Raw genomic sequence first — 26,137 nt, 5'->3', positions numbered from 1 at the left:
CTGGTGAGTTTTCCATGGCCAGCCCACCGCGGGCGTGGGGTGCGGGGATCGGCCATCCGCAGTGCGACACGTACGGGACAGGGTCAGACGTAGCGGGGGCGGCCCGCGACGTGACCGAGCACGACCTGGGCTGCCAGCACCACGAGCACCAGGACCAGGGACAGCTCCCATCCGCCGGTGAGACCGTGCAGCAGTCCGACCGCGAAGGGCCCCGCGGCCGCGATCAGGTAGCCGAGGCTCTGCGCCATCGCGGACAGCTGCGCGGTCTCCTGGCTGGTGCGCGCCCGCAGCGTGATCAGCGTCAGCGCCAGCGGGAACACGCCCATGCCGATGCCGATCAGCAGGATCCACAGCCCGGTCGCGACGGTCGGCGCGAGCAGCAGTCCGGCGAAGCCCGCGAAGCCGGTCAGGGCCATCGACATCGCCCACACCGACTGCGAGCGGGCCCGCGCGGCCAGCGGCGGGACGATCATCGAGACCGGAACGCCGAGCACCATCACGATCGCCAGCAGCTGACCGGCGGTGGTCGGGGTGACGCCCGCCATCTCGCGGAGGATCTCCGGCAGCCAGCCCATCACGGTGTAGGCGACGAGCGACTGGAAACCGAAGAAGACGGTGACCGCCCACGCGAGCGGGCTGCGCAGCAGCGAGCGCCGCGGAGCCGCGTCCTCCTCAGCCTCCTCCGCCACGGCCACCGCGCGGGCCGGAGCGGTCGAGCGCCCGGCGAGCAGCCAGGTGGCGAGCGCGAGGACGGCCAGCAGCGCCCACATCCCGACCGCGGAACGCCAGCCGCCGACGACCTCCTCCAGCGGGGCCGTGAACGCCGCGGCGATCGCGCCCCCGGCGGACAGCGCCGCGCTGTAAGCGCCGGTGATCGCACCGACCTTGCCCGCGGGGAAGGAGTCCTTCACCACGACGGGGATCAGGACGTTGCACACCGCGATCGCGGCGCAGGCCAGGAAGGTGCCCGCGACCAGCACGAACGGCCCGTCGAGCACGCGGCCCACCAGTCCGAGCGCGATCAGCGCGAGGGCTCCGGTGATCACCGGGCGCGGGCCGTACCTGCGGCTGAGCCAGGGCGCGAGCATGCCGACCAGGCCGAAGCACAGTGTCGGGATGGCGGTGACCGCGCTGGTCCACGCGGCGGAGACGCCGAGCGCGTCCCGGACCTCGGACAGGACGGCCGCCAGACTGGTCACGGCGGGACGCAGGTTCGCCGCTGCCAGCACTACGCCCACGACCAGTGCCAAGCCGCCGGCCACGCTCGCGGCGGGTATCGGGGTCGTGGTGGCAGGCTGTTCGGTCGGGCGGGCGCTGAGTTCGAGCTTGGGCGAGACCGTCACGCGGCAGAGTATGGCAAACATGGGATGTTTGGATGAGAGGATGAGCCTGTGCCTTTGGCCACTACCCGGCGAGCCGGTCTGGTCGAGCAGGTCATCGAACAGATGCGCGCCCTGGTCACCTCCGGCGAGTGGCCGGTGGGGCAGCGCATCCCGCCCGAACCGGAGCTGGTGACGGCGCTCGGCGTCGGCAGGAACACGGTGCGCGAGGCCGTCCGCGCGCTCGCGCACGCCGGCTTGCTGGAAGTCCGGCAGGGCGACGGCACGTTCGTCCGCGCCACCAGCGAGCTCTCCGGCGCGGTGCGGCGGCTGTGCGGCTCCGAACTGCGGGACGTGCTGGAGGTGCGCCGCGCGCTGGAGGTCGAGGGCGCGCGCCAGGCCGCAGAGCGGCGCAGCGCAGAGGACCTGCGCGAGCTGGAGCGCATCCTCGCCGACCGGGACGCCGCGCTGGAGGCGGGCGAATGGGACCGGATGGTCCAGCGCGACACCGACTTCCACCTGTTCCTGGTGGAGTGCTCCCACAACCGCGTGCTGACCGAGCTCTACCGGGGTTTCACCGAGGCGGTGCGCTCCAGCGTGGCGACAACCGTCAACACCGCGCTGCGCGACGAGGAGCACGTTTCACACGCGGAACTGCTCGACGCGGTGCGCGAACAGGACGCGGACAAGGCGGCCCGAGAAGCGGGCGGATTCCTGGAGGAATTGCTCGCAAACCTGCACGTAAAGGACAAAAAAGAACGGTAAGCCCCCTTGCCGCCATCCGAGTGAAATCATTCGGACGATTCGAGTCCGGCGTTGAGCCGGGCCATCAGCGCGGCGAGCGTCCGCTGGTCCCGCTCGTCCCAGCCCGACAGCGCCCGCCGCAGCCACGCCGCGCGCTCGGCCTGGACGTCGGTGAGCAGGCGCAGCCCGGCCGAGGTGGCGCACAGCGGGACCGAGCGCGCGTCCGGCGGGTTCTCCACCGGCTCGACCAGTCCCGCTGCCAGCAGTTTCGCCACGTGCCGACTGGCAGTGGACTTGTCGACGCCGAACTGCCTCGCGAGGTCGCCGACCCTGGCACCGCCCTTCAGGGCGACGGCCACCAGGTACGGGTACGTGACGTGGTCGAGTCCCCGGTAGCCCGTCGACCAGCTCCGCCAGACCGCCTTGCGAGCGAAAAGAGTGAGCTGCTGTTCCAGCTCGCTCATCCCGGAAATTGCGGGGTCATTTGTCCGCTCTGTCACATACGCACCTTACCTCCCGACTGTTGCGCGGCGCAACAGTGCGTCGTAGCGTGACCATCGTCCCCGAAAGGAAACATGAGCGGAACACGGCCGCCATGTCCGGGAACCGGGGGAAAGAGGGTGCGCACGAATGTGCGGAATCACGGGATGGGTGGCTTTTCAACGGGATCTGACCAGTGAGCGGGACGTCGTCGCCGCGATGACCGAGACGATGGTCTGCCGCGGCCCCGACGCGGAGGGCACCTGGCTCTCCCGGCACGCCGCGCTCAGCCACCGCAGGCTTTCGGTGATCGACATCGAAGGCGGAAAGCAGCCGATGGTCGCCGAGCGGGACGGCGAGGCCGAGGCCGTCATCACCTACAGCGGCGAGGCCTACAACTTCCGGGAGCTGCGCGCCGAGCTCACCCGGCGCGGCCACCGGTTCGGCACCAGCAGCGACACCGAGGTCGTGCTGCGCGGGTACCTGGAATGGGGAGCGGACCTCGTCGACCACCTCAACGGCATGTACGCCTTCGCGGTCTGGGACCCGCGCAGCGAGGAGCTGCTGCTGGTCCGGGACCGCCTCGGCATCAAGCCGCTGTACTACTACCCCACCGCCGACGGCGTGCTGTTCGGCTCCGAACCCAAGGCGATCCTGGCCAACCCGCTCGCCACGGCGGTCATCGACGCGGAGGGCCTCGCCGAGGCGAGCGCCTTCGTCAAGACACCGGAGCACGCGATCCTGCGCGGAATGCACGAGGTCCGCCCCGGCGGCCTGGTGCGGATCTCGCGCTCCGGGGTGCGGAAGAGCCGGTACTGGCAGCTGGAGGCGCGGGAGCACACCGACGACCTCGGCACCACGGTCAGCACCGTGCGCGAGCTGCTGGACGACATCGTCGCCCGCCAGCTGATCTCCGACGTGCCGCTGTGCACGCTGCTCTCCGGCGGCCTGGACTCCAGCGCGCTGACCGCCCTCGCGGCCAAGGCGCTCGCCGAGCAGGGCAGCGGGCCCGTGCGCTCGTTCTCCGTGGACTTCGCCGGCTACACCGAGAACTTCCAGGCCGACGAGTTCCGCGGCAGCCCGGACGCGCCGTTCGTCGCCGACGTGGCCGAGCACGTCGCCGCCGACCACACCGACATCGTGCTCAACAACGCCGACCTGCTCGACGACGGCGCGCGCAAGGCCGTGCTGCGCGCCCGCGACCTGCCGATCTCCATGGGGGACATGGACATCTCGCTCTACCTGCTCTTCCAGGAGATCAGGAAGCGGTCCACGGTCGCGCTCTCCGGCGAGTCCGCCGACGAGGTCTTCGGCGGCTACGCGTGGTTCCACAACGAGAAGGCGGTCAACGCCGGGACCTTCCCGTGGATGGCCATGTACATGCACGACAACAACGCTCCCGGCATCATGCGCGAGGAGGTGGCCAGGAAGCTCGACATCCGCGGCTACGTCCGGCAGCGCTACGCCGAGGCGATCGCCGAGGCGCCGAAGCTGCCCGGTGAGTCCGCGAAGGAGGCGCGGATGCGGGAGGTCAGCTACCTGCACCTGACGCGCTTCGTGAACTCGCTGCTGGACCGCAAGGACCGGATGAGCATGGCGGTCGGCCTCGAAGTCCGGGTGCCGTTCTGCGACCACCGCCTGGTGGAGTACGTCTTCAACGCGCCGTGGGCGATGAAGACCTTCGACGGCAGGGAGAAGAGCCTGCTGCGGGCCGCGACCGCGGACGTCCTGCCCCAGTCCGTCGTCGACCGGGTCAAGAGCCCGTACCCGTCCACACAGGACACCGGGTACGACGACGCGCTGCGGGACCGGGTCGGCACCCTGCTGCACGCCGGGACCTCCCGGGCCTTCGAGCTGGTGGACCCGCGGACCACCCGGCAGCTCGTCGAGACCGACCCGGCGAGCAAGGTCCGGCGGCAGATGGAGTTGATCCTGACGCTGGACAGCTGGCTCGGCGACTACGACGTGCGCTTGGAGCTGTGACGGTCGGGGTGGCTACGGTCTCCCTCGTAGCCACCCCTTCTCGTCAGGAGGCCGGAGATGCGCGTTGGCCTGGCCCTGCTCGCGGTGCTCGCGGTGACCGGGTGCGGCAGCGCTCCCCCGGCGGCTCCGGCACCGCCGCCCCCTGCGCCCTCGGATGTGATCTCCCAGCAGCGGGCGCGCATCGACGACCTGGACCGGCAGATCATCGACCTGCTCGGCCAGCGCAAGGAAGCCTCCGAGGCCGTGCAGCGGGCGCGCACCTCCGCCGGTGGCGGACGCGTGGACCCGTCGCGCGAGCAGGTGATCATCGACAAGTACCGAGCGCGGCTCGGCGACGGCGGAGCGCAGATCGCCAAGGCGGTGCTCGAAGCCTTCCGCGGTCCGGCTTCCTGACCGCGTCCTACGGCGCCCCCGGCGGAATGGTGCGCAGGCCCGCAGGGGCGCCGCGGTCGAGCAGCCGCATGACCGCGTCGGTGTCCAGGTTCTCCGCGACGAGGTCGCCGAGCAGGTCCAGCTGCGCCGCGCGCTGGTCCGCGAAAGACACCCCGCCGGCCACGACGAACCCGTCCCGCCCGCTGCGCTCCGCCGCCCAGCGAAGGAACCTCGCACGGAAGGCGTCGTTCTCGAACAGCCCGTGCCAGTGGGTTCCGGCGATGCCGTCCGTGAGCGCACCCTCACCCTGACCGTCATCCAGCAGCACCAACGGTTTTTCGGCCACGCGCACGACCGCGCCGTGGTGGATCTCGTAGCCGTGCACCGCTTCGCCGAACGCGGTGCCGGTCGGACGCGCCAGCGTCTTGCCCTGCCGGAACTCGATGTCCACGTCGAGCAGCCCGAGTCCGGCGACCTCACCGGCAGCCGACTCCACCCGGTCGGTGATGCGCGCGCCGAGCATCTGGAAGCCGCCGCAGATGCCGACGAGCGGCAGCCCCTTCTTCGCGTGTCGCGCGACCGCCTTCGCCAAACCCGTGCGCCGCAGCCACTCCAGATCGTCCACTGTGGACTTTGAACCGGGGATGACGACGAGGTCGGCGTCGGCGAGCCTGGAGGGCTCGGTGACGAAGCGGACCGAGACACCGGGCTCGCAGGCCAGTGCCTCGACGTCGGTGGCGTTGGAGATCCTGGGCAGCCGCACCACCGCGACCCGCAACCACTGCTCCCCCGCCGGGGGCGCGGGTCGGCCGACCACCCCGTCCGCGGTGTAGGACAAGGAGTCCTCGGCGTCCAGCCACAGCTCCTCGCGCCAGGGCAGCACGCCGAGCACGGGGCGGCCGGTGAGGGCGGTGATCTGGTCCAGCCCGGAGGTGAGCAGCGCCGGGTCGCCGCGGAACTTGTTGATCACGAAGCCGCCGACCAGCGCCTGGTCCGCGGGATCGAGCAGCGCCAGGGTGCCGAACAGGTGCGCGAACACCCCACCCCTGTCGATGTCGCCGACCACGACCACCGGCAGGTCCGCCGCCCTGGCGAGGCCCATGTTGGCGATGTCCTGCGCCCGCAGGTTGATCTCGGTCGGCGATCCGGCCCCCTCGCAGACCACCGCGTCGTAGTCCCGCCGCAGCCCCTCCAGCGTGGACGCGACGACCCCGGCGAGCTCCAGCTTGCGCTGCCGGTAGGACATCGCGCTGACCTGGCCGAGGGCCTTGCCGAGCACGACGACCTGGGAGCTGCGGTCGCTGCCGGGCTTGAGCAGCACGGGGTTGAACCGCACCGAGGGCTCCAGCCCCGCCGCGGCGGCCTGCACGGCCTGGGCGCGGCCGATCTCCCCGCCGTCGGCCGTCACCACGGAGTTGTTGGACATGTTCTGGGCCTTGAACGGCGCGACGCGGACCCCGTCGCGGGCCAGCCACCGGCACAACCCGGCGACCACCACGCTCTTCCCGGCGTCCGACGTGGTCCCCGCGACCAGCAAGGCCCCGCCCAGGCTCACCCGTCCCACCGGTAGCGCACACAGGGTCCGAGCTTCGGGTGTTCGAAGGCATCGCCCGCGACGAAGCCGACCTTCTCCGCCACGCGCGCGGAAGCCGCGTTGTCGCGGTGGATGACCAGCTCCACCCGTTCGGCTCCCGCCGCGAGCGACCGCGCGCACATCTCGCGCAGCGCCTCGGTGGCCGCTCCTCGGCCGCGCGCGGACGCGGCGATCCAGTAAGACGGCTCCGCGACCCCGTCCTTGAGGTCCACCGCCGCGTTGCCGAGCGGTTCGCCGGTCTCCGCGTCGGTGATCATCCAGGCCAGCGCGTCCTCGGGGAGCGCGGCGATGGCCCGGCGCACGTCCGCGGCGGTGAGATCCGGGGAGTCCGTTGTCCAGCGCAGGATCTCCGGATCCTTGGCCTGCTCGGCGTACCAGGCCGCGCCGGAGGCCGACCAGCGCCTGAGCTCGATCACGGCAGGGTCAGGATCTCGACGCCGTCCTTGGTGACCAGGACGGTGTGCTCGAACTGGGCGGTGCGCTTCTTGTCCTTGGTGGTGACCGTCCAGCCGTCGTCCCAGATGTCGTACTCGATCGTGCCGAGCGTGATCATCGGCTCGATCGTGAAGGTCATGCCGGGCTCCAGGACCGTGTCCATCTTCGGCTCGTCGTAGTGCAGCACCACGAGTCCACTGTGGAACGAACGGCCGATGCCGTGGCCGGTGAAGTCGCGGACCACGCCGTAGCCGAAGCGCTTCGCGTACGCCTCGATCACCCGGCCGATCACGTTGATCTGCCTGCCGGGCTTGACCGCCTTGATCGCGCGCATGGTCGCCTCGCGGGTCCGCTCGACCAGCAGTCGGGACTCCTCGTCGACGTCACCGGCGAGGAAGGTCGCGTTGGTGTCGCCGTGCACGCCGCCGATGTAGGCGGTCACGTCCACGTTGACGATGTCGCCGTCGGAGATCACCGTGGAGTCCGGGATGCCGTGGCAGATGACCTCGTTCAGCGAGGTGCAGCACGACTTCGGGAAGTTCCGGTAGCCCAGCGTCGACGGGTAGGCGTTGTTGTCGCAGAGGAACTCGTGCACGACCGCGTCGACGTGGTCGGTGGTGACGCCGGGCGCGATGACCTTGCCCGCCTCGACCAGCGCCTGGGCGCCGAGGCGGCCCGCGACGCGCATCGCCTCGATGATCTCCTCCGACTGCACCCACGGATCCGTGTTGCGCTTCGGCGCGGGCTTGTCGACGTACTCGGGCCGGGCGATGTGCGACGGCACGGGACGTCGCGGTGACTGCTGGCCTGGCTTCAACGGGGCGCTGACGGGCATGGTCCCCAGCCTACGACGCCCCGGGCGCTGCCACGCTCAGACCGACCTCGGTCGCCGCGGCGATGAGCTGCTTGTCGTAGCAGACGAACGCCTTCAACTCACTGCGCAGCCGCATCGCCGACGCGAGGTGGATCGCATCGAGGCTCTTCACCCGCAACGGCAACGCGGCGGCCTCGTCGAGGAGGTCGTAGGTCATCGGCATCTGGTCGACCTCAACCAGTACCGCGGCGGCTTGGGCGGTGAACTGCTGCCCGCCATCGCGGACCGCCCGGACCACCTCAACTCGCGCGAGCGAGCTCGTGACTCGCTGCGCGTCCGGGTGCTGCGCGATCCATGTCGTCAGCGCCGTGGTTTCCGCTTCGGCTCTGACCAACTTGACCAAGGCAGAAGAGTCGAAGTAGATCACCAGCGTTCCTCATCGCGCATCTGCTGCAGGACATCGGAAAACGTCCGCTCACCCGGAGCCGCCGCGGGCAGTGGCGGCGGGAAGGCACCACCCCTGCCTGGCACCAGTTCGCCGTTGGCGATCAACTGCTCCCGGAGCGAGGGTTTCGGCGGTGGCGCCAGCATCGCGACCGGGACACCGTGCTCGGTGATCACCAACGTCTCGCCGGCGGCGGCACGCTTGAGGTACTTGCTCGCGTTCTGCCTGAGCTCGCGAACACCGATCGACTCGGTACTCATGTGCTACAAGGTAGCACTATTCCCGATAACGGCACTACGGCGTCGCGGCCAGGAACCGCGACGCCACGTCCACGGCGGGGGCGGAGGACCCGGCGTCCACGATCAGCACCGCGAACGCCACGTCGTCCCGGTAGCCGACGAACCAGCCGTGCGAGTGCGTGCCGTCGCCGAACTGCGCGGTGCCGGTCTTGCCCCGCACCTCACCGTTGCGCTGCAGCTTGGTGGCCGTGCCCTCGGTGACCACCTCGCGCATCATCGTGCGCACCGAGTCCAGCACCGGCTGCGCCACCGGCTGCTGCTCGGCGTCCACCGAGGTCTTGACCCCCCTGATCAGGTTGGGCAGCGGCATCGAGCCCTTGGCGACCGAGGCCGCCACCATGGCCATGCCGAACGGGCTGGCCAGCACCTTGCCCTGCCCGAAGCCGTCCTCGGCGCGCTCGACCACCGCGCTGGCCGGCGGCACCGAGCCGGTCACCGTGGTCATGCCGCGGATCACGAAGTCCACCCCGAGCCCGAACTGCTTGGCCGTCCTGGTCAGCGCGTCGGCGGGCAGCTTGGTGGCCAGCTCCGCGAAGGTGGTGTTGCAGGAGCGGGCGAAGGCGCGGTGCAGGGGGACCGTGCCGAGCTCGAACTCGTTGTCGTTGGGGATGCGGCGGCCCTGGATGGTCCAGGTGCCGGGGCAGGGCAGCTCGGTGTTGGCGTCGGCAGCGCCGCCGCCGAGCGCAGCGGCGGCGGTGACGATCTTGAACGTGGAGCCCGGCGGGTAGCGACCGGTCAGCGCCAGCGCGCCCTGGGCATCGGCCGCCCCGTTCTGCGCCACCGCGAGCACGTCGCCGGTGGAGGGCTGGATCGCCACGACCATCGCCGCGTTGCCGACCGGCTCGACCGCGTCCTCCGCCGCTGACTGCACCGCGCGGCTCAGCGTGGCGGTGACGGCCTGGGCGGGCACGGCCTTCTCGTCGACCAGGGTCTCGACCTCGCTGCCGCCCGCGTTCACCGAGAAGATCCGGTAACCGGCCTTGCCCTCGATCTGGTCCTCGACGGCCTTGCGGATCCCGGGCAGCACCTGCGAGGCGAACGCGCGGTCGGGCGCCAGCAGCCGGGTCTGCGAGCTGAACCGCACTCCGGGCAGGTCGTAGATCTGCGGCTTGACCTTCTGGTAGTCCGGGTCGCGCAATAACGCCACCGAGTACGCCTGGCCGTCCGGGGTCTTGGTCGCTCTATCCACAATGGACTGCTGTGTGATCGCGGAGTCGAAGCGGTTCAACGCGTTCGCCAGCGCGCCAGCCACATCGGCGAGGTTGCCCGCCTGCTTGCGGTCCAGCAGCACGGAGACGACCTTCTCCGCGGCGAGCAGCGATCCGCCGTCGCGGTCCAGGATCGGCGCCGGGTCGGGCTGCTGCTCGCGCAGCACCAGCGACTGCTGCGCCGAGAGCTTGGGGTGGATCGACTCCGGGCTCCAGTGCACCTGCCACTGCTTGTCACCGCGCCGGAGTTCGAGGTTGCCCTTGTAGCCCCAGATCCGGTTCCTGCCGAGGTCCCATTCGGCGTTGTAGGACAGCGTCGCCGTGTCCCCCTTGGCCGTCGCGGTGCCGACGGTGGTCTTGAGCGCGACGGGTCTGAGCGCGGCGCGGACCTTGTCCATCAGGTCCTTCGCGGCCTGCGGGTCGTCGGTGGCTCTGGACGCGGTCGTGGTGTCCCCCGCGGCGAACGCGCTGAGGAAGGTTCGCGCCGCGACCTCCGGCTCCGCGTCGGAACCGAACAGCCCGCAGCCCGCGACGGGCAGGCTGAGGAGCACGACGGCGAACAGCCTGACCGACCGATTGCGTGGCTGAGCTGGCACGGCGAACAGTGTGCCAGCGCTCACCGACAACGGTGAGCCCCCTGTCACATCGGAAACGCCGGGAAGGGCTCAGAAGAGCACGGTGCTGAACTGACCGACCTGCGTGAAGCCGATGCTGGCGTACGCCGCGCGGGCCGGGGCGTTGTAGCCGTTGACGTAGAGGCTGGCCACTCGGCCGAGGCCGCGCACGAGGCGGTCCGCGACGGCGGCGGTGCCCGTCGCGCCGAGGCCCTGGCCCCTCCGCTCCGGCCGCACCCACACGCCCTGGATCTGGCCCACGCGAGAGGACATCGCGCCGATCTCGGCCTTGAAGACGACCTCGCCGTCCTCGAACCGGGCGAACGCGCGGCCAGCGGCGACGAGCTCGGCGACACGAGCGCGGTAGCCGACGCCGCCGTCCTCGGCGCGGGGGTCGATGCCGACCTCCTCGATGAACATGGCGATCGCCGCCGGTAAGTAGCGGTCGAGCTCGTCCGGGCGCACCGGGCGGACCAGCGGGTCGGGCCGCAGGGCAGGCGGGCCGGCCAGCGCCATCAACGGCTGGTCGTCGCGGACCTCACGCGCCGGTCCCCACTCCGGCTCCAGCTCCTGCCAGAGCCCGAGGACCTGCGTGGCCGGTCCGACCAGCGAGGAGCAGGCGCGGCGACGGCGCAGTGCCCGGTCGGCGAAGGCGCGCAACGCGGCGGGGGTACCGGCGAGCGGCACCAGGTTCGCGCCGGAGAAGCACATCCCGTCCCGGCCGAAACCCCAGAGCTCACCGCCCAACCGCCACGGATCGGTACCCGCGACCTCGACCCGCGAGGAGACCATGCACGACGCGACGGGGTCGGCGTCCAGAACGGCACGAACCGCCCGAAGATCGCCTTCGTCGAGCAGCCGAGCCCCGGCAAGCTTCAGCACGCACCAAGACTGCCAGACCAACTGCCGAACGCGCGTGGGTTGCCCCCCGGTTGGCCGTATCACGACCACAGCTGATCACTGTGGGTGCATGACCAACCGGGACGGAGGTGCGGTCAGGAGACGCTGACCACGGGAGCGCCGGAGGGCTCGCCCGCGTCCTCCATCTCCTCGGCGATGCGCATCGCCTCTTCGATCAGGGTCTCCACGATCTTGTGCTCGGGCACGGTCTTGATGACCTCGCCCTTGACGAAGATCTGGCCCTTGCCGTTGCCGGAGGCGACGCCGAGGTCGGCCTCACGCGCCTCACCGGGACCGTTGACGACGCAGCCCATGACCGCGACGCGCAGCGGCACCTCCATGCCCTCCAGGCCGGCGGTGACCTGCTCGGCCAGGGTGTAGACGTCGACCTGGGCGCGGCCGCAGGAGGGGCAGGAGACGATCTCCAGCTTGCGCGGGCGCAGGTTCAGCGACTGCAGGATCTGGGTGCCGACCTTGATCTCCTCGACCGGCGGAGCGGACAGCGAGACCCGGATGGTGTCGCCGATGCCCTTGGCCAGCAGCGCGCCGAAGGCCACCGCCGACTTGATCGTGCCCTGGAACGCCGGGCCGGCCTCGGTCACGCCGAGGTGCAGCGGGTAGTCGCAGCGCTCGGCGAGCAGCTCGTAGGCGCGCACCATGACCACCGGGTCGTTGTGCTTGACGGAGATCTTGATGTCGTGGAAGTCGTGCTCTGCGAACAGCGACGCCTCCCAGAGCGCGGACTCGACCAGCGCCTCCGGAGTGGCCTTGCCGTATTTCTCCAGCAGCCGCGGATCCAGCGAACCGGCGTTCACGCCGATGCGGATCGGAGTTCCGTGGTCCTTCGCCGCCTTCGCGATCTCGCCGACCTTGTCGTCGAACTTGCGAATGTTTCCTGGATTCACCCGAACAGCCGCACAACCGGCCTCGATCGCGGCGAAAACGTATTTCGGCTGGAAATGAATGTCGGCGATGACCGGAATCTGCGACTTCTTCGCGATCGCGGGCAGCGCGTCGGCGTCGTCCTGGGACGGGCAGGCCACCCTGACGATGTCGCAGCCCGCTGCGGTCAGCTCGGCGATCTGCTGCAACGTGGAGTTGACGTCGGAGGTCAGCGTGGTGGTCATCGACTGGATCGAGATCGGCGAGTCGCTGCCGACGCCGACGGCGCCGACCTTGAGCTGGCGGGTCTTGCGCCGTTGTCCGAGCACCGGAGCGGGCAAGCCCGGCATTCCGAGCATCACACCGTCAACGGACATGGGTTTCAACTCCCGGGATGAGATCGTCGACGACCACTGTCGCCATCCACTCTACGGCCCCGGCGGAGGTGCCCGAAACGCCCGGGGCCGGGGCCGAGAATCCATACAACAAATGTGAGCGGTGCCACAAGCCCGGAAAACAATGGCCGCGGCACCGCTCACATTCGGTAGTTCGCTACTGACCACCCAGTCGCAGCGGGTTCACCACATCGGCGGTGATGGTGAGCAGCATCAGCGCACCACCGAGGAAAATCATCACGTAGGTGAGCGGAAGCAGCTTCGTGTAATCCACCGGAGCCCCGATCGGGCGACCACGCATTCGCCGGATCGTGTTACGCACCTTTTCGTACACGTTCACCGCGATATGCCCGCCGTCCAGCGGGAGCAGCGGCAGCAGGTTGAACACGCCGATGAACAGGTTGAGCATCGCCAGCAGGATGAGGAAGACCTCCCACAGGCCGCGCTCGACCGCGTCCCCACCCATGATGCTCGCGCCGACCACGCTGACCGGGCGCTCCGGGTTGTTGTCGCCGAAGATCGCCTTCACCACGACCGGAACCTTCTCCGGCAGCCGCTTGAGACCCTCCCAGGCGTTCTGGAACAGCAGCCCGGTGAACTCGAAGGTCGGGCCGACGGCCGAGCCGACGCCGTAGGCGATGGTGCTCGCGTTGGCAAGGCCGACCGCGCCGACCGTCTCCAGGCGCTCGTCGCCCTGCTTGGCGTCCAGCGGCCTGCGCTGCACCGGGGCCACGTCGATGGACAGCGTCAGCCGCTGGCCGTCGCGGTCGACGACGAAGGGCGTCGGGCCACTGGCCTGCCGGGTCGCCTTGAGCACGTCGGCGTAGACCGGGGTGTCCTTGCCGGCGACGCTGAGAATGCGGTCGCCCTTCTGCAGCCCTGCCGCGAGCGCGGGCGCCTTGTCGCCGGGGCCGCACGGGGCAAGCGCGCCGGTCTTGGTGTCCTGCGTCGCGGGGACGCACTGGCTGACCTCGCCGACGATCGGCTTGTTCTCCAGGTTGGGCATGCCCGTGGAGATGGCCATGAAGTACACGACGAGCACGCCGATGATGAAGTGCATGACCGAGCCTGCGGAGAGCACGACGACGCGCTTCCACACCTTCTGGTTGTAGAAGGCGCGCTTCTGGTCCGCCGGGTCGACCTCCTCCAGCGCGGTCATGCCGATGATGCGCACGTACCCGCCCGCCGGGATGGCCTTGAGCCCGTACTCGGTCTCCCCCTTGCGGAAGGAGAACAGTCGAGGCCCGAACCCGATGAAGTACTCGGTGGCCTTCATCCCGAACATCTTCGCGGTCAGCAGGTGACCGAACTCGTGCAGGGCGATGGACACCCCGATGGCGAGTGCGAAGAGCACAACGCCGAGAACGAACGACACGTCTCTAGTTCCTTCCAGCGGTGGCTGGGCCGCCCACCGCGCCCACCAGCTCCTGAGCCCGAGCCCTGGCCCACTGCTCGGCGGCCAGCACCTCGTCCACCGTAGACGGTTCCGCGCGCCACTGGTCGGCTTCGTCGACGACGCGCTGCACGGTGTCCACGATCGAGAGGAACGAGGCGCGGCCCGCGAGGAACGCCTCGACGGCCTCCTCGTTGGCCGCGTTGTAGACGGCGGGCACGCACCCGCCCGCGGTCCCGGCCTGGCGCGCGAGGCGCACAGCCGGGAAGGTCTCGTCGTCGAGCGGCTCGAAGGTCCACGCGGTCGCGGCGTCGAACGCGCACGGCCTCGCGGCGCCGGGGACCCGCTCCGGCCAGGCGAGGGCCAGCGCGATCGGCAGCCGCATGTCCGGCGGGCTGGCCTGGGCCAGCGTGGAGCCGTCGACGAAGGTGACCATGGAATGGATGATCGACTGCGGGTGCACCACCACGTCGATGCGGTCGTAGGGCAGGTCGTAGAGCATCTTCGCCTCGATCAGCTCCAGCCCCTTGTTGACCAGGGTCGCGGAGTTGATCGTGATGACCCGGCCCATCGCCCACGTGGGGTGGTTCATCGCCTGCGCGACGGTGACCTCGGTCAGCTCCTCGCGGCGACGGCCGCGGAACGGGCCACCGGAGGCGGTCAGCACCATCCGGTCGACCTCGGCCTCGCGCCCGCCGCGCAGGCACTGGGCCAGCGCGGAGTGCTCGGAGTCGACGGGCACGATCTGGCCGGGCCGCGCGGCCTTGAGCACCAGCGGTCCGCCCGCGACGAGGGACTCCTTGTTGGCCAGCGCCAGGGTCGATCCGGTCGCCAGCGCCTCCAGCGTCGGCAGCAGCCCCATCGAGCCGGGCAGCGCGTTGACCACAACGTCGACCGGGGTGGTGGCGATCAGCTCGCGGATGGCGTCGGGACCGACCAGAACCCTGGGCAACCGGAGCTCGCCCCGGTCGAAGCCGCGCCGCTGCGCCTCGGAGTAGAGGGCGAGCTGCAGGTCCTCCGCCGCGGTCGCCCTGGACAGCGCGACCACCTCGACCTCGAACTCCAGCGCCTGGGCCGCGACCGCCGCCGGGTCGCCGCCGCCCGCCGCGATGCCGAGCACGCGGAACCGGCCGGGGGCGTTGCGGACGACGTCGAGTGCCTGCGCTCCGACCGAGCCTGTCGAACCGAGCACGAGCACGGAGCGCTGACCAGCGCCGGGATCAGTCATGGCGGCCATTCTCCCCAATCGTGGGACTCAAGCCGCGGGGCGGAACGCGCGCCGCGGCGGGATCATGACCATGTTGTCGCACGACGTTGTTGGCGGGCCCTCGCGGCCCACGTCACCGATCGGGCCATGCTAGGTCACGGAGTCATAACATCCGCGTGAGGTCACGGGGATTGGGCATCTCTGTGGGGGCAGGACGAACGGGCAACTGATGGGACCACACGGCTCGCTCCGCGCCGTGGGCAAGAAGGGAACACCCCATGGGCTTCATCGCTTGGATCGTGCTTGGCCTGATCGCCGGTGCTCTGGCGAAGGCGATCATGCCGGGGAAGGACCCGGGCGGCATCATCGTCACGATGCTGCTGGGCATCGTCGGCGGCGTGCTCGGCGGCTGGATCGGCCGCACGCTGTTCAACGCCGACGTGGACTCGTTCTTCAGCCTCAGCTCCTGGCTGCTGGCGATTCTGGGCGCGGTGATCGTGCTCGCCATCTACCGCCTCGTCGTCGGCAACCGCTCACACGCCTGACTTCAACCGACCCGGGAAGGGGCCGTCGGCACCACGCCGACGGCCCCTTCTCGTGCGCGGACGACCCGTCCGTTCGGCGGTGGTCGCACGAGGTGCCTGCCGACATCCTTGGCTCACTGACCCCCGGTCCCCCATGGCGTGCATGGGATCCCCTGCCCGGGGCGAGAGGAGCAACAGCATGAGGGCACGACTCGTGACCGCCGGGCTCGTGGCGGCGGCACTGGCCGTCGCGGCACCCCTGACCGCGACCGCGGCGCCCGCCCCGTCGGCCCCGGCCACCGTGGCGGCCGAGAAGCCGCCGTACGAGACCTGGATCGCCGACGTCGGCGTCGTCGCGGCGCAGCTGGAGACCTACCTGGGCTCGCGGCTGACCACGCCCGGCGAGAAGACCGCGATCACGCTCGACATCGACAACACCACGCTGGAGACGGCCTACAACCCGCAGCTGACCACTCCCGCCATCAAGTCGATGCTGCGCGCGGTGAAGCTGGCCAAGTCGAAGGGCACAGCGGTCTTCTTCGTGACCAACCGCCCCGAGGTGCTCGGCCTGCCCACCAAGGCCAACCTGGTCGACGTCGGCTACCCGGTCGACGGGCTCCACCTGCGGCCGTGGTTCAACTTCGAGCCGACGGAGAAGGTCAAGACCGACGCGCGCAAGGCCATCGAGGCCAAGGGCTACAAGATCGTCGCCAACGTCGGCAACAACACGTGGGACCTGGCGGGCGGCCACGCCGAGCGCACGTTCAAGCTGCCGGACTACAACGGCGCGCTGGACTGACCGCGGTGGAGCGGCCCGGTCGTCAACCAGCCGGGCCGCGACTCCACTTCGGACAGTCCACATCGGACCCACTCAGGTGGCGAACCACCCTCGGTCCCCGGAACCACCCGGCCATGTCCCGCGAGTAGCGACACCGCCTCACCGACACCCCTCCACCCCCACCCCTCCTATCGCGTTTTGTAGCCTTAATGCGAAAAGAGAGCGCTCTATCGAGCATCAAGGTGACAAAACGCGAAAACCCGACCACGCCAGCGCGCACGCCGCAGCGCGGCATGGCACGGGATCGGTGGGGCACCCGGGGCTTACCGGCCAGGCGCTAGTGCCCCATGAAGTCCCGCGCGGAGGCCGCCATCAGCGTGAAGATCGCGTCGCGGTCGTCGGCCTCGACGGAGTTGACGTTCTTCCGCTCCTTGCACACCACGCACTCGTGCACGATCCGCGTCTTCTGCCCCTTCAGGAACGCGTGCACCGGCCGCATCAGGCCGCCGCACTCCGCCGCCCGGTCTCCCGGCTCCTCGTCGACGTGCCGCGACCAGAGGCAACCGGGGCAGTGGTTGGTGTAGCCGTTGCCCCGGACCGCGCGGCCGCAGTTGCCGCACTCGAAGTCCTCAACCACCCTGCGAAACACCGAGCACCTCCACGACCGGCGACGAGCCGCGACGCGCCCGCCTGCTCGTGATCACCACACCCACCAGCAACAACACCGCGCTCACCACGACCATCCCGGTGGACAACGCGACTATCTCCGGCGACACCCCGCGCTTGGCCGCCTGCCCGTAGACGTACACCGGCAACGTGGTGGACCCGACACCGCCAAGATAGTTCGAGGTCACCACGTCGTCGAAAGAGAGCAGGAACGCGAACGCCGCGCCCGCGGCCACAGCGGGCAGCACCAACGGCCAGGTGACCGTGCGGAAAGCGGTGAACGGCCCGGCTCCCAGGTCCGCGGCCGCCTCCTCCAGCCGCGGGTCCATACCGCTGAGCCGCGTCCGCACGACGACGACAACGAAGCTCAACGAGAACGACACGTGGGCGGCCAGCAACGCCCAGAACCCCAGCGGGATTCCGGCCAGCTTCACGCAGAACGCCAACAGGCTCACGCCCATCACGACCTCGGGCACCACCATCGGCAGTGTCAGCAGCAACGCCAGCACCGACCGCCCACGGAACGCCCGCCTCAGTCCGAACGCGGCGAGCGTGCCGATCACCGTGCACACCACCGCACTCGTCAACGCCAGCCGAACTGTGAGCTCCAGGGCCCGCAACACCCGCTCGTCGTCGAGCAGCTCGGCGTACCACCGCAGCGAGAAGCCGGTGAACTCGCTCACCGACCGCGAGGAGTTGAACGACACCAACGCCAACCACGCGATCGGCAGGTACAGGAAGGCGTAGACCAGCACAACGATCGCGCAGAGCCGCCACGGCCGCCGCTTCACAGCACGTCCTCCCCGCGTCGCCCACGCACGACCAGCACAACCACGACAAGCGCGAGCAGCAGCACTGCCATGGCCGAGCCCAACGGCCAGTTGTTGCCACCGCGGAACTGGTCGTCGATCACGCTGCCGAAGGTGGACCGGTCCACGCCGCCGAGCAGCTTCGGCGTCACGAAATCCCCGGCGGCGGGCACGAACACCAGCAGCGCTCCGGCGAGGACCCCTGGCGCGACTCCGGGCAGCACCACGTGCCAGAACGTCGACAGCCGCCCATGGCCGAGGTCGTAGGACGCTTCGACCTGCCGGTAGTCCATGCGCTCACACGCCACGTACAGCGGCAGCACCATGAACGGCAGGAACCCGTAGGTCAACCCGAGCACCACGGCCCCATCGGTGAACAGGAACCCGTTCTCCCGCCCCAATCCCACTGCGCCAAGCGTCCTGCTGACGAGCCCGTCGGCGTCGAGCAACGCCTTCCACGCGTAGATGCGCGCGAGGAAGCTCGACCAGAACGGGATCAGCACAGCCGCGAGCAGCGCCAACCGCCATCGTCCGCCGTGCCGCGCGATGAACCACGCGAGCGGGAATCCGATCAGCAGGCAGATGACCGTGGTCAGCCCCGCGTAGAGCAGCGTGCGCCCGAAGATCGGCAGAAACGCTGGGTCGAGGACGCTGCGGTAAGCCTGCGTTGTCCACGGCAACACCACTCTGAGCACGCCGAGGTCCCTGGTGGCGAAGCTGTACTGAGCCACCAACGCCATGGGCGCCAGGAAGAACAGCGCCAGCCACACACCTGCCGGGCTGAGCACGAGCAGGCGGCGAAGGGAAGCTCTCACCCCGTCTTCACCTTGGTCCAGGCATCGGCGTAGCGGGCCTCAGCCTCGCGGCCGAGGTCCTTGATGAACGGCAGTCTCGCGAGCACGTCGGCGGGCGGGTACACCAACGGATCGTTGAGGAGCTCCTTGTCGATGAACGTCTTCGCGGCCGCGTTCGGGCTGCCGTAGCGCACCGCGTTGGACAGCGCCGCCCCCACGTCGGGCCGGAGGATGTGGTCGATGAACCGATGCGCGTTCAGCGCGTGCGGCGCGTCCTTGGGGACGCACAGCAGGTCCACATAGGACAGACCGCCTTCCTTCGGGATGGTGTAGGCGACGTTCGCGTTCGCCTTGCGCGCCTGGAACGCGTCGCCGGAGTACGCCTGCGCCAACACCATCTGCCCGGACGTGAGCGGTTCGATCACGTCGGAGCTGATCTGTCCGAGCTTCTTCTTCAGGTCCAGCAGGTACTTCGCCGCGTCGTCGATCTGCTTGGCGTCACCGGTGTTCGGGTCGTGGCCGAGCGCGAGCAGCCCGATGCTCAGGCCGTCACGGGCCTCGTCGAGCACCATGCTGCGGCCCTGCGCGGCCGCCAGGTCGAACGCCGAGAAGCCGGGGATCCGCTCGCCGAGCGCGGACTTCGAGTAGGCCAGCCCGGTGGTGCCCCACGCCCACGGCACCGAGAAGCGGTTGCCGGGGTCGTAGTCGGCCTCGGCGAAGCGCCGCTCCAGGTTGCCCAGGTTCGGGATCAGGTCGTGGTCGAGCCGCCGCAGCAGCCCCGCGCGCAGGAACCGGTGCAGGAAGTTGTCGCTGGGCACCACGAGGTCGTACCCGGCGGCGCCCGAGGCGATCTTCGCTTCCATCTCGTCGTTGGAGCTGAAGTTGTCGTAGGTGACCTTGATCCCGGTCGCTGCCTGGAAGCTGCTGATCGTGTCCGGCGCGATGTAGTCGGTCCAGTTGTAGAAGTTCAGCCCCGGCTCGTCCACCTGGTTGACCGCCCGGCCGCCTTGCTCGCCGGACCCCTCCCGCGGTGCCTCGGAGATCCCACAACCGGCGAGCCCGTGCGCGGCGATCGCGAAGAAAGCCGTGGAGCGCAACACGTTCCGGCGGCTGAACCGCCGACCGTCCCACAGCCGTGCGACGCGCACGCTATCCGACATCGCTCATCTCCTCGTCAAGAAGCACGGTGAACTCCGGGTCCCAGGCCATGCACACGGGCTGCCCGGGAATGCCCGCGTCGGAAACCCGACGAGCGTTCTGCACGAAGGCGACCATCGACCCGCCGCCGGAGGGCTCCACGACGTACTGCGTGGACACACCCGTGTAGACCACGTCGGCCACGGTGCCGCCCAGCGAGCACCAGCCGACCGGAACCTGGTCCTCCCGGTCGTAGAGGTGCAGCTTCTCCGGACGGACGGTCACCGCGACCTTCTCCCCCGCCCGCAGCGACCGTCCGTCCGGCATCGCGGTCCGCAGCCGCCGCACCCCTTCCGCGGCGAGCTCCACCCAGGCTCCATCCACATCGGACACCTGACCGTCGATGATGTTCGACGTGCCGATGAACCCGGCGACGAACCGCGTCGCGGGACGCTCGTAGACGTCTTCGGGATAGCCGACCTGTTCAAGTCGCCCCGCGTTCATCACCGCGACCCGGTGCGACAGCACCAACGCCTCCTCCTGGTCATGAGTGACGTAGAGGAACGTGGTGCCGACCTCGCGCTGAATGCGCATGAGCTCGATCTGGACCTGCTTGCGCAGCTGGGCGTCGAGCGCGCCGAGCGGCTCGTCCAGCAGGAGCAGCCGGGGCTCGCAGGCCAGCGCCCGCGCGATCGCGACCCGCTGCTGCTGTCCGCCGGAAAGCTGCCCGGGGCGGCGGTCCGCGAAGCGGCCGAGCTGCACCAGCTCCAGGTTCTCCGCTACCCGCCTGCGCAGCTCGGCACCCCTGATCTTCTTGCGACGCAAGCCGTACGCGACGTTGTCCCGCACGCTCAGGTGCGGAAACAGCGCGTAGGACTGGAACACGGTGTTGACGTCGCGGCGGTAGGGCGGCACGCCGACCATGTCGGCCCCGTCCAGCTCGATCCGCCCGCTGTCCGGGTCGTCGAACCCCGCGATCATCCGCAGCAACGTGGTCTTGCCGCAGCCGGAGGGCCCGAGCACCGAGAAGAACTCGCCCTCGTGCACCCGCAACGAGATCCCGCCGACGGCCACCTGGTCGGCGAAGCTCTTGCGCACCTCGTGGATGCCGACCGCTACCGGGGCGCAGGTGTCCGGGGTGGCCTGGTGTGCTGGGCGGAACTCCGTCGACGACTGGACGGTCACTCCGAGACCTCCGGGCATGCTGGCGGGCCATCGGCACAGCGATGGAGGGATGTGGGCAGGGAGGCGCGACTACAGACGCCGCCGAATGAGCGTAGACGAGCGGCCAGAGACGTGTCGGCAAGCCCACGCCCGACGGGATCACACGGGGTCGATGTGCGACGATAACCCGGCAAGAACCATCACCCGGGAGGTAATCGTGGCGGCCCAGCAGTCCTCTGAGCTGGAGAAGCACGACGCTCACCACACCGCCGACCCGCACGCCGAGCCGTCGGAGGCGTGGGGCTGGCACGGCGAGTTCCCCCGTGCCACCCGGGCCGCGGGCTGGATCTGCGCCGCGATCATGTTCATCATGCTGATCGGCAACCACCGGGGCTGGAACGAGGACGTGTGGCTGATCGTCCTGGGCGCCGGCATGATCGGCGTGCTGCTGCTGGACAAGGTCCGCCGCAGGACCTCCTGGCGCCGCTGAGCTCCCACAACCTGGGAACCTTTGCGCATGGGCGCATGAGTCGGTTCGCTGGCTTCCCCGGGCGTAGCGCTTGAGCCGTTCTGGCCTCACCGGCGCTGCTACCTGTTCGACCAGTCGTGTCGTTAGGTCGCACACCTCGTTCTCGCATGCGTGAGGTGTGCGGCCTTTTCGCGTCCTCAGCAGACCCGACACCAATGAGGTCGAGATGTCAGTCACCGACGAGCTGCTCGCCAACAACACCACCTACGCCGCGAACTTCACCGCCCCGCTCCCGCCGCCGCCCGCCAAGCACGTGACGGTGCTCGCCCAGGCTCAACGAGGGCGAGTCCCCCGTGATCCGCAACGCCGGCGGCGTGGTCCTCATCCACTTCGACGTCGCCACCGGCCGCCTCACCTGACCCACCCCCGGCCATTCGCGGGCTTATGGACCGCTTGGAACGCGCTGAGGCGTCCATAAGCCCGCGAATGGCTGAGTTGCTCGCAGGCGGGATCAGGTTGACGTGGGCGGACCGCCGGACGTGCTGGCGCAGGGTCTTGCCCGTGGTCGTTGATCTCCTTGGTCAACCCGGCGGCCGGAGCGGTCGACGTAACCCCCGGCCGCCTCAAGGACCTCCGCCACCTTCCATCTGCCGCTGACCGGCACGGCTCACTGCTCCCCTTCTTGCAACGCTTCTACCAGCGCAAACGATGCAGCAGGCGCATCAGCCCGCAGGTCGCGACCGTCGTTCGGACCGCCTTGCCCAAGTTATTCCGATATCGTACTATCCGAAATCGTGAAACCAGAATCCGTGCCACCGGGCCCGTCGGCGTTGCTGGCGTTGCAGCGCGCGACCCACGCCACCCTCCACTTGCTCGCCACCGAACTCGTCGATCTCGACATGACCGCCTCCGAGATCAACGCGTTGGCCAACCTCGCCGACGGCCAGGGCCGCACCGTGTCCCAACTGGGCTCCGCCGCTGGCACCCGCCCTACCACGCTGACCAGCGTGCTGGACCGGCTGGAGCGCCGTGGCCACATCACCCGCACCACACGCGCGGGCGACCGGCGTTCCGTGCTCATCGAGCTGACCCCGACCGGCCGCGCTGCGGCGGAGTCGATTCGCCAGACCCTCGCCGACATCGAGCGCCGCGCTCTTGGCGATCTTCCTCCGGCCGCCGTCGCCGGTTTCCACGCCGTGCTGCAAGCGCTGATGGAGGTGTCCTCATGACCATGCCCAGCCATGAATCACTCTCAACGCACCGCCAGGACCAAGAGGCTCATCCGACGCAGTTCCAGGAGCTGATGCGGGAGGTCATGGCGACAGCGGACCGCTTCGGTCACCGGCAGCACGTCCATCTGACCTGGTTGGCGGTGACGCGCTTCGGCACCGCCGCAGCGGTGGACCTGATCCACGACGGCATTCGCCGCACCGCCCGCTACGAGGGAGTGCCCCAGAAGTACAACGCCACCGTCAGCCGGGCCTGGGTCGAACTGATCGGGCACCACGCGGCCGAGGAGGCGAGCGACTTCGACGCCTTCGCCGACCATCACACCGCGCTGCTGGACAAGAGGCTGCTCGCCCGCTTCTACCGAGCCTCAACCCTGGCCAGTGCCGCGGCTAGGACTGGCTGGGTCGAGCCCGACCTCGCGCCTTTCCCCTGGCAACACGCTGACGGGTGAAGCACCTCTGACCAGCGCCCCCGGCCCAGGTCTGGCCAGGCAACGGAGGCACGGCCTACCCCTCGGCTGCGAGCTGCCCGCAAGCAGCCGCGATCTCCTGACCACGGGTGTCCCGCACCGTGCACGCCACACCCTGCGCCTCCACCCGGCGCACGAAGTCGTCCTGCACGTGCTTCGGCGAGGCGTCCCACTTCGAACCCGGCGTCGGGTTCAGCGGGATCAGGTTGACGTGCGCGAACTGCCCCAGGTGCTCACGCAACAGCTTGCCGAGCAGGTCCGCGCGCCACCCGTGGTCGTTGATCTCCTTGATCAACGCGTACTCGATCGACACCCGGCGGCCGGTGCGGTCGGCGTAACCCCGGGCCGCCTCAAGGACCTCGGCCACCTTCCACCGGCTGTTCACCGGCACCAGCGTGTCCCGCAGCTCGTCATCCGGCGTGTGCAACGACACCGCGAGCCGAACCTGCAAGCCCTCCTCGGTGAGCTTGCGGATCGCGGGCACAAGACCCACCGTCGACACCGTCACCGACCGCTGAGAAATTCCGAGCCCGTTCGGCGCGGGATCACAGATCCGGTGCACCGCGTCGATCACCCGCTTGTAGTTCGCCAGCGGCTCGCCCATGCCCATGAAGACGATGTTGGACAGGCGGCCGGGGCCACCGGGGAGTTCGCCGTCGCGCATCGCGGCAGCCCCCAAGCGGACCTGTTCCACGATCTCGGCGGTGGAGAGGTTGCGCTGGAGGCCGCCCTGGCCGGTCGCGCAGAACGGGCAGGCCATGCCGCAGCCCGCCTGGCTAGAGATGCACAACGTCGCGCGGTCCGGGTAGCGCATCAGGACGCTCTCGATCAGCGTGCCGTCGTGCGCCCGCAGCAGCGTCTTGCGCGTGGTGCCGTCGTCGCAGGTCACCTTGCGCAGCTCGGTGAACAGCGGGGGCAGCAGCTCGGCCGCGAGGCGGTCCCTGCTCGCGCCAGGGATGTCGGTCATCGCGGCCGGGTCGGCCGTCAGCCGGGCGAAGTAGTGGTTGGAGAGCTGGGTCGCGCGGAACGGCTTCTCGCCCAGGTCAGCGACAGCGGCGCGGCGCTGGTCCGCGGAGAGGTCGGCGAGGTGCCGCGGGGGCATGCCGCGGCGAGGGGCGTCGAAGACCAGGGGAAGCGAAGTCATGGCGCGACCAGTGTCCCACGCTCCGGCGCCCCGCATCGCCACGCTCCCGGTCAGGCCGACGGCGGCCGCTGGTCGAGCAGCAACGAGGTCAGCTCGGCGGGGTGCAGGTCCACGGTGACGTCCTCCACCTCGACCAGCGAGTCGTTGATCTCCACGACCGGACCCGCGGCGAGGGCGCAGACGCTCAGGGCCATTCCGATGCTGGTCAGACGCATGAATTCCACCTTCTTACAGGACGAAACGGACACAAGATCATCGATCGTACTGCTCCGTTCGGAGCAACCTGCGCCGGGGCGACCGATATTCGACGTTGCATCGCGATACGTCAGCGATATATCGTTAAGTCATCGGTCAAGGAGACCGACGGCACAACCAGGAGGAACCATGCATCCGCATCACCACCACCAGCACCCCGGCCACGGCTGGGGCCCGCAGCACCAGCACTTCGGTTTCGCCCCGCAGGCGCGCGGCGGCTTCGGGGGCTACGGCTTCCAACCGGAACGCGATCCCTTCGGCGGCCCGCCGCCGTTCCCTCCCACCCCGCCACCGCCGCCCGGCTGGGGCGGGGGCCCGGGCTGGGAGGGCGGTCGCGGCCGGGGACCCCGTGGCCCGCACGGTCACGGCCGGGGCGGCGGCAGGCGGCGCAGGGGCAACGTGCGCGCGGCGCTGCTCGCGCTGCTCACCGAACGCCCCATGCACGGCTACGAGATGATCCAGGAGATCGCCGAGCGCTCCGAAGGCGCGTGGAAGCCCAGCCCCGGCTCGGTCTACCCCACGTTGCAGATGCTCACCGACGAGGGTCTTGTCAGCACGGAGGAATCGGAGGGACGCAGGTTGCACACGCTGACCGAGTCCGGCCGCGCGGAGGCCGAGAAGATCGACACCGAGGAGCTGTGGGGCGGGCTCACCCACTCCGTCAGCCCCGCGGAGATGCAGCTGCGCGAGGCATACGGCCAGTTCAAGATGGCCATCCAACAGGCCGCGTACGCGATCCCCTCGGAAGACCAGCACCGGCTGCTGATGATCCTCAAGGACGCGCGGCGCCAGATCTACACGCTGCTCGCCGAGCACGGCAGCATCGACACCTCGCTCGACGAGGACTAGGGATCAGGGAGTCAGCAACCCGGTCGGCTTGCGCCGCACCCGCATGCGGTAGCCGACCGGCAGGGTGAGGCCGGTGGTCTGCGCGATCGCCCGTTCGGCCACGGACGGGGAGAACTCGATCCGCAGCACCGCCGCCACGCTCTCCCGGTCCTGGAAGCGCCACAGCGTCTCCAGCTGCCTGCACGAAAAGCCCTGCGCGGCGAAGAACTCCTCGACCTCGCTCGCGTCGTAGCCCGGCAGGTCCTCGCGCAACCACGTCCCGTACGGCGCGCTGGTGGCGTCCAGGTCGACGATCACCAGCGCCCCACCGGGTCGCAGCACGCGGTCCGCCTCGGCCATCCCGCGTTCACAACCGGGGCCGAAGAAGTACGCCGTCCGCGCGTGCACGATGTCAACGCTGTTGTCGGCAAGGGGGAGCCGCTCGGCCGAGCCGTGCCGAAGCTCCACAGTGGCCAGCCCGGCGATCCGCTGCCGCGCCCTGCGCAGCAACGGCCGATGCGGCTCCACCCCGACGACCCGGCGCGCCGTCGCGGCGAACTCCGGCAGGTGGAACCCGTCCCCGCAGCCGACATCCACGACATCCAGTCCCGCGAAGGGGCAGTCCTCCCGCAGCGCGCGCCAGATCACCCCACCGTGGTCCTGGGCTCGGTTCTCGATCTCGTAGACCTCAGGCCAGTTCCAGATGTTGGGGCTGGGCACCACCGCCGCCGGGCGCACACCGCTCAGCGCGGCGCGCACGTAATTCCGCACCCCACCAACGTAGGC

29 protein-coding genes and 1 pseudogene are annotated in these 26,137 nt (G+C 69.8%); 10 read left to right on the top strand and 20 right to left on the bottom strand.

Going from position 1 to position 26,137, the window contains the following annotated elements; translation table 11 throughout:
* Positions 1 to 83 precede the first annotated feature (83 nt).
* Positions 84 to 1,343 (bottom strand): CynX/NimT family MFS transporter, encoded by a 1,260-nt coding sequence (locus ACFFQA_RS29725; RefSeq protein WP_377859486.1) that lies wholly within the window; start codon positions 1,341 to 1,343, stop codon positions 84 to 86.
* 48 nt (positions 1,344 to 1,391) lie between these two features.
* On the opposite strand from ACFFQA_RS29725, the gene ACFFQA_RS29720 reads away from it, so the two are divergent.
* Positions 1,392 to 2,084, top strand: a complete 693-nt coding sequence (locus tag ACFFQA_RS29720; RefSeq protein ID WP_377859483.1) for a FadR/GntR family transcriptional regulator — start codon at positions 1,392 to 1,394, stop codon at positions 2,082 to 2,084.
* A gap of 26 nt (positions 2,085 to 2,110) precedes the next feature.
* Here the strand turns inward: ACFFQA_RS29720 and ACFFQA_RS29715 are convergent, their stop codons facing one another.
* Complete coding sequence (locus ACFFQA_RS29715; protein ID WP_377859480.1) at positions 2,111 to 2,527, bottom strand: MarR family winged helix-turn-helix transcriptional regulator; 417 nt, start codon at positions 2,525 to 2,527, stop codon at positions 2,111 to 2,113.
* 166 nt (positions 2,528 to 2,693) lie between these two features.
* Here ACFFQA_RS29715 and asnB point away from each other — a divergent pair, with 166 nt between their 5' ends.
* A complete protein-coding gene (gene asnB, locus ACFFQA_RS29710; RefSeq protein WP_377859477.1) occupies positions 2,694 to 4,526 on the top strand; it encodes an asparagine synthase (glutamine-hydrolyzing) in 1,833 nt (610 codons plus the stop codon).
* 57 nt (positions 4,527 to 4,583) lie between these two features.
* Positions 4,584 to 4,919, top strand: coding sequence for a chorismate mutase (locus ACFFQA_RS29705; protein WP_377859474.1), 336 nt, complete (start codon positions 4,584 to 4,586; stop codon positions 4,917 to 4,919).
* Positions 4,920 to 4,926: 7 nt separating this feature from the next.
* On the opposite strand, the gene ACFFQA_RS29700 is transcribed toward ACFFQA_RS29705, so the two are convergent.
* The 10 genes from ACFFQA_RS29700 to dxr form a co-directional block, all read right to left on the bottom strand.
* Positions 4,927 to 6,447: a cobyric acid synthase gene (locus ACFFQA_RS29700; RefSeq protein WP_377859909.1), complete on the bottom strand. Its 1,521-nt coding sequence runs from the start codon at positions 6,445 to 6,447 to the stop codon at positions 4,927 to 4,929.
* Between the two features lie 2 nt (positions 6,448 to 6,449).
* Positions 6,450 to 6,908, bottom strand: a complete 459-nt coding sequence (locus ACFFQA_RS29695; protein WP_377859471.1) for a GNAT family N-acetyltransferase — start codon at positions 6,906 to 6,908, stop codon at positions 6,450 to 6,452.
* Positions 6,905 to 7,762, bottom strand: coding sequence for a type I methionyl aminopeptidase (gene map / locus ACFFQA_RS29690; protein WP_377859468.1), 858 nt, complete (start codon positions 7,760 to 7,762; stop codon positions 6,905 to 6,907). The genes ACFFQA_RS29695 and map overlap by 4 nt, the downstream gene beginning before the upstream one ends.
* 10 nt (positions 7,763 to 7,772) lie before the next feature.
* Entirely contained in the window at positions 7,773 to 8,168 is a 396-nt protein-coding gene (locus tag ACFFQA_RS29685) for a type II toxin-antitoxin system VapC family toxin (protein WP_377859465.1), read from the bottom strand.
* Positions 8,165 to 8,446 (bottom strand): type II toxin-antitoxin system Phd/YefM family antitoxin, encoded by a 282-nt coding sequence (locus ACFFQA_RS29680; RefSeq protein WP_377859462.1) that lies wholly within the window; start codon positions 8,444 to 8,446, stop codon positions 8,165 to 8,167. The genes ACFFQA_RS29685 and ACFFQA_RS29680 overlap by 4 nt, the downstream gene beginning before the upstream one ends.
* Before the next feature lie 34 nt (positions 8,447 to 8,480).
* Positions 8,481 to 10,289, bottom strand: a complete 1,809-nt coding sequence (locus tag ACFFQA_RS29675) for a penicillin-binding transpeptidase domain-containing protein (RefSeq protein WP_377859459.1) — start codon at positions 10,287 to 10,289, stop codon at positions 8,481 to 8,483.
* 69 nt (positions 10,290 to 10,358) lie between these two features.
* Positions 10,359 to 11,189, bottom strand: a complete 831-nt coding sequence (locus ACFFQA_RS29670) for a GNAT family N-acetyltransferase (protein ID WP_377859456.1) — start codon at positions 11,187 to 11,189, stop codon at positions 10,359 to 10,361.
* Between the two features lie 113 nt (positions 11,190 to 11,302).
* Complete coding sequence (ispG, locus tag ACFFQA_RS29665; RefSeq protein WP_377859453.1) at positions 11,303 to 12,466, bottom strand: flavodoxin-dependent (E)-4-hydroxy-3-methylbut-2-enyl-diphosphate synthase; 1,164 nt, start codon at positions 12,464 to 12,466, stop codon at positions 11,303 to 11,305.
* 175 nt (positions 12,467 to 12,641) lie between these two features.
* Complete coding sequence (locus ACFFQA_RS29660) at positions 12,642 to 13,859, bottom strand: M50 family metallopeptidase (protein WP_377859450.1); 1,218 nt, start codon at positions 13,857 to 13,859, stop codon at positions 12,642 to 12,644.
* Between the two features lie 4 nt (positions 13,860 to 13,863).
* Positions 13,864 to 15,114: a 1-deoxy-D-xylulose-5-phosphate reductoisomerase gene (gene dxr, locus ACFFQA_RS29655; RefSeq protein ID WP_377859448.1), complete on the bottom strand. Its 1,251-nt coding sequence runs from the start codon at positions 15,112 to 15,114 to the stop codon at positions 13,864 to 13,866.
* Between the two features lie 248 nt (positions 15,115 to 15,362).
* Between dxr and ACFFQA_RS29650 the strand changes: the two genes are divergently transcribed.
* Complete coding sequence (locus tag ACFFQA_RS29650; protein WP_377859445.1) at positions 15,363 to 15,629, top strand: GlsB/YeaQ/YmgE family stress response membrane protein; 267 nt, start codon at positions 15,363 to 15,365, stop codon at positions 15,627 to 15,629.
* 178 nt (positions 15,630 to 15,807) lie between these two features.
* A complete protein-coding gene (locus tag ACFFQA_RS29645) occupies positions 15,808 to 16,407 on the top strand; it encodes an HAD family acid phosphatase (protein ID WP_377859442.1) in 600 nt (199 codons plus the stop codon).
* Positions 16,408 to 16,723: 316 nt separating this feature from the next.
* Here ACFFQA_RS29645 and ACFFQA_RS29640 read toward each other — a convergent pair whose 3' ends face one another.
* Genes ACFFQA_RS29640 through ACFFQA_RS29620 form a run of 5 tightly spaced genes read right to left on the bottom strand, consistent with a single transcriptional unit; the run spans position 16,724 to position 20,977 of the window.
* Positions 16,724 to 17,035 carry an RNHCP domain-containing protein gene (locus ACFFQA_RS29640; protein WP_377859439.1) on the bottom strand — a complete coding sequence of 104 codons (312 nt, stop codon included), beginning with the start codon at positions 17,033 to 17,035 and terminating at the stop codon, positions 16,724 to 16,726.
* Positions 17,016 to 17,843: an ABC transporter permease gene (locus ACFFQA_RS29635; RefSeq protein ID WP_377859436.1), complete on the bottom strand. Its 828-nt coding sequence runs from the start codon at positions 17,841 to 17,843 to the stop codon at positions 17,016 to 17,018. The genes ACFFQA_RS29640 and ACFFQA_RS29635 overlap by 20 nt, the downstream gene beginning before the upstream one ends.
* The gene (locus tag ACFFQA_RS29630) at positions 17,840 to 18,676 is read right to left on the bottom strand and encodes an ABC transporter permease (RefSeq protein ID WP_377859433.1); all 837 of its coding nucleotides are present in this window, start codon (positions 18,674 to 18,676) and stop codon (positions 17,840 to 17,842) included. The genes ACFFQA_RS29635 and ACFFQA_RS29630 overlap by 4 nt, the downstream gene beginning before the upstream one ends.
* Complete coding sequence (locus tag ACFFQA_RS29625; RefSeq protein ID WP_377859429.1) at positions 18,673 to 19,815, bottom strand: polyamine ABC transporter substrate-binding protein; 1,143 nt, start codon at positions 19,813 to 19,815, stop codon at positions 18,673 to 18,675. The genes ACFFQA_RS29630 and ACFFQA_RS29625 overlap by 4 nt, the downstream gene beginning before the upstream one ends.
* A complete protein-coding gene (locus tag ACFFQA_RS29620) occupies positions 19,805 to 20,977 on the bottom strand; it encodes an ABC transporter ATP-binding protein (RefSeq protein ID WP_377859425.1) in 1,173 nt (390 codons plus the stop codon). The genes ACFFQA_RS29625 and ACFFQA_RS29620 overlap by 11 nt, the downstream gene beginning before the upstream one ends.
* A gap of 196 nt (positions 20,978 to 21,173) precedes the next feature.
* Here ACFFQA_RS29620 and ACFFQA_RS29615 point away from each other — a divergent pair, with 196 nt between their 5' ends.
* From ACFFQA_RS29615 to ACFFQA_RS29600, 4 genes and pseudogenes are all read left to right on the top strand, one after another.
* Positions 21,174 to 21,446 carry a DUF2631 domain-containing protein gene (locus ACFFQA_RS29615; RefSeq protein ID WP_377859422.1) on the top strand — a complete coding sequence of 91 codons (273 nt, stop codon included), beginning with the start codon at positions 21,174 to 21,176 and terminating at the stop codon, positions 21,444 to 21,446.
* Between the two features lie 205 nt (positions 21,447 to 21,651).
* Positions 21,652 to 21,805: pseudogene (locus ACFFQA_RS29610) on the top strand (carbonic anhydrase); the annotation flags it as partial.
* A 414-nt stretch (positions 21,806 to 22,219) separates the two neighbouring features.
* Positions 22,220 to 22,654, top strand: coding sequence for a MarR family winged helix-turn-helix transcriptional regulator (locus ACFFQA_RS29605; RefSeq protein ID WP_377859419.1), 435 nt, complete (start codon positions 22,220 to 22,222; stop codon positions 22,652 to 22,654).
* Positions 22,651 to 23,106, top strand: a complete 456-nt coding sequence (locus tag ACFFQA_RS29600; protein WP_377859416.1) for a hypothetical protein — start codon at positions 22,651 to 22,653, stop codon at positions 23,104 to 23,106. The genes ACFFQA_RS29605 and ACFFQA_RS29600 overlap by 4 nt, the downstream gene beginning before the upstream one ends.
* Positions 23,107 to 23,161: 55 nt before the next feature.
* Here the strand turns inward: ACFFQA_RS29600 and rlmN are convergent, their stop codons facing one another.
* Both rlmN and ACFFQA_RS29590 read right to left on the bottom strand, forming a co-directional pair.
* Entirely contained in the window at positions 23,162 to 24,268 is a 1,107-nt protein-coding gene (gene rlmN, locus ACFFQA_RS29595) for a dual-specificity RNA methyltransferase RlmN (RefSeq protein WP_377859413.1), read from the bottom strand.
* Positions 24,269 to 24,318: 50 nt separating this feature from the next.
* A complete protein-coding gene (locus tag ACFFQA_RS29590) occupies positions 24,319 to 24,483 on the bottom strand; it encodes a hypothetical protein (protein ID WP_377859410.1) in 165 nt (54 codons plus the stop codon).
* Between the two features lie 169 nt (positions 24,484 to 24,652).
* On the opposite strand from ACFFQA_RS29590, the gene ACFFQA_RS29585 reads away from it, so the two are divergent.
* A complete protein-coding gene (locus tag ACFFQA_RS29585; RefSeq protein ID WP_377859407.1) occupies positions 24,653 to 25,372 on the top strand; it encodes a PadR family transcriptional regulator in 720 nt (239 codons plus the stop codon).
* 3 nt (positions 25,373 to 25,375) lie between these two features.
* On the opposite strand, the gene ACFFQA_RS29580 is transcribed toward ACFFQA_RS29585, so the two are convergent.
* Positions 25,376 to 26,122 carry a class I SAM-dependent methyltransferase gene (locus tag ACFFQA_RS29580; protein WP_377859404.1) on the bottom strand — a complete coding sequence of 249 codons (747 nt, stop codon included), beginning with the start codon at positions 26,120 to 26,122 and terminating at the stop codon, positions 25,376 to 25,378.
* Positions 26,123 to 26,137 lie beyond the last annotated feature (15 nt).

Origin of the sequence: Allokutzneria oryzae (assembly GCF_042429765.1) — a bacterium.
GTDB lineage: Bacteria > Actinomycetota > Actinomycetes > Mycobacteriales > Pseudonocardiaceae > Allokutzneria > Allokutzneria oryzae.
This window is presented reverse-complemented; position numbering and strand designations above follow the sequence as displayed.

Excerpts from the sequence above, each read along its gene's own strand:
- ACFFQA_RS29715 (WP_377859480.1), bottom strand. The coding sequence starts at position 2,527 with ATGAGCGAGCTGGAACAGCAGCTCACTCTTTTCGCTCGCAAGGCGGTC.
- ACFFQA_RS29645 (WP_377859442.1), top strand. The coding sequence starts at position 15,808 with ATGAGGGCACGACTCGTGACCGCCGGGCTCGTGGCGGCGGCACTGGCC.
- asnB (WP_377859477.1), top strand. The coding sequence starts at position 2,694 with ATGTGCGGAATCACGGGATGGGTGGCTTTTCAACGGGATCTGACCAGT.
- ACFFQA_RS29705 (WP_377859474.1), top strand. The coding sequence starts at position 4,584 with ATGCGCGTTGGCCTGGCCCTGCTCGCGGTGCTCGCGGTGACCGGGTGC.
- ACFFQA_RS29625 (WP_377859429.1), bottom strand. The coding sequence starts at position 19,815 with ATGTCGGATAGCGTGCGCGTCGCACGGCTGTGGGACGGTCGGCGGTTC.
- map (WP_377859468.1), bottom strand. The coding sequence starts at position 7,762 with ATGCCCGTCAGCGCCCCGTTGAAGCCAGGCCAGCAGTCACCGCGACGT.
- ACFFQA_RS29585 (WP_377859407.1), top strand. The coding sequence starts at position 24,653 with ATGCATCCGCATCACCACCACCAGCACCCCGGCCACGGCTGGGGCCCG.
- ACFFQA_RS29650 (WP_377859445.1), top strand. The coding sequence starts at position 15,363 with ATGGGCTTCATCGCTTGGATCGTGCTTGGCCTGATCGCCGGTGCTCTG.
- ACFFQA_RS29600 (WP_377859416.1), top strand. The coding sequence starts at position 22,651 with ATGACCATGCCCAGCCATGAATCACTCTCAACGCACCGCCAGGACCAA.
- ACFFQA_RS29590 (WP_377859410.1), bottom strand. The coding sequence starts at position 24,483 with ATGCGTCTGACCAGCATCGGAATGGCCCTGAGCGTCTGCGCCCTCGCC.
- ispG (WP_377859453.1), bottom strand. The coding sequence starts at position 12,466 with ATGTCCGTTGACGGTGTGATGCTCGGAATGCCGGGCTTGCCCGCTCCG.
- ACFFQA_RS29680 (WP_377859462.1), bottom strand. The coding sequence starts at position 8,446 with ATGAGTACCGAGTCGATCGGTGTTCGCGAGCTCAGGCAGAACGCGAGC.
- rlmN (WP_377859413.1), bottom strand. The coding sequence starts at position 24,268 with ATGACTTCGCTTCCCCTGGTCTTCGACGCCCCTCGCCGCGGCATGCCC.
- dxr (WP_377859448.1), bottom strand. The coding sequence starts at position 15,114 with ATGGCCGCCATGACTGATCCCGGCGCTGGTCAGCGCTCCGTGCTCGTG.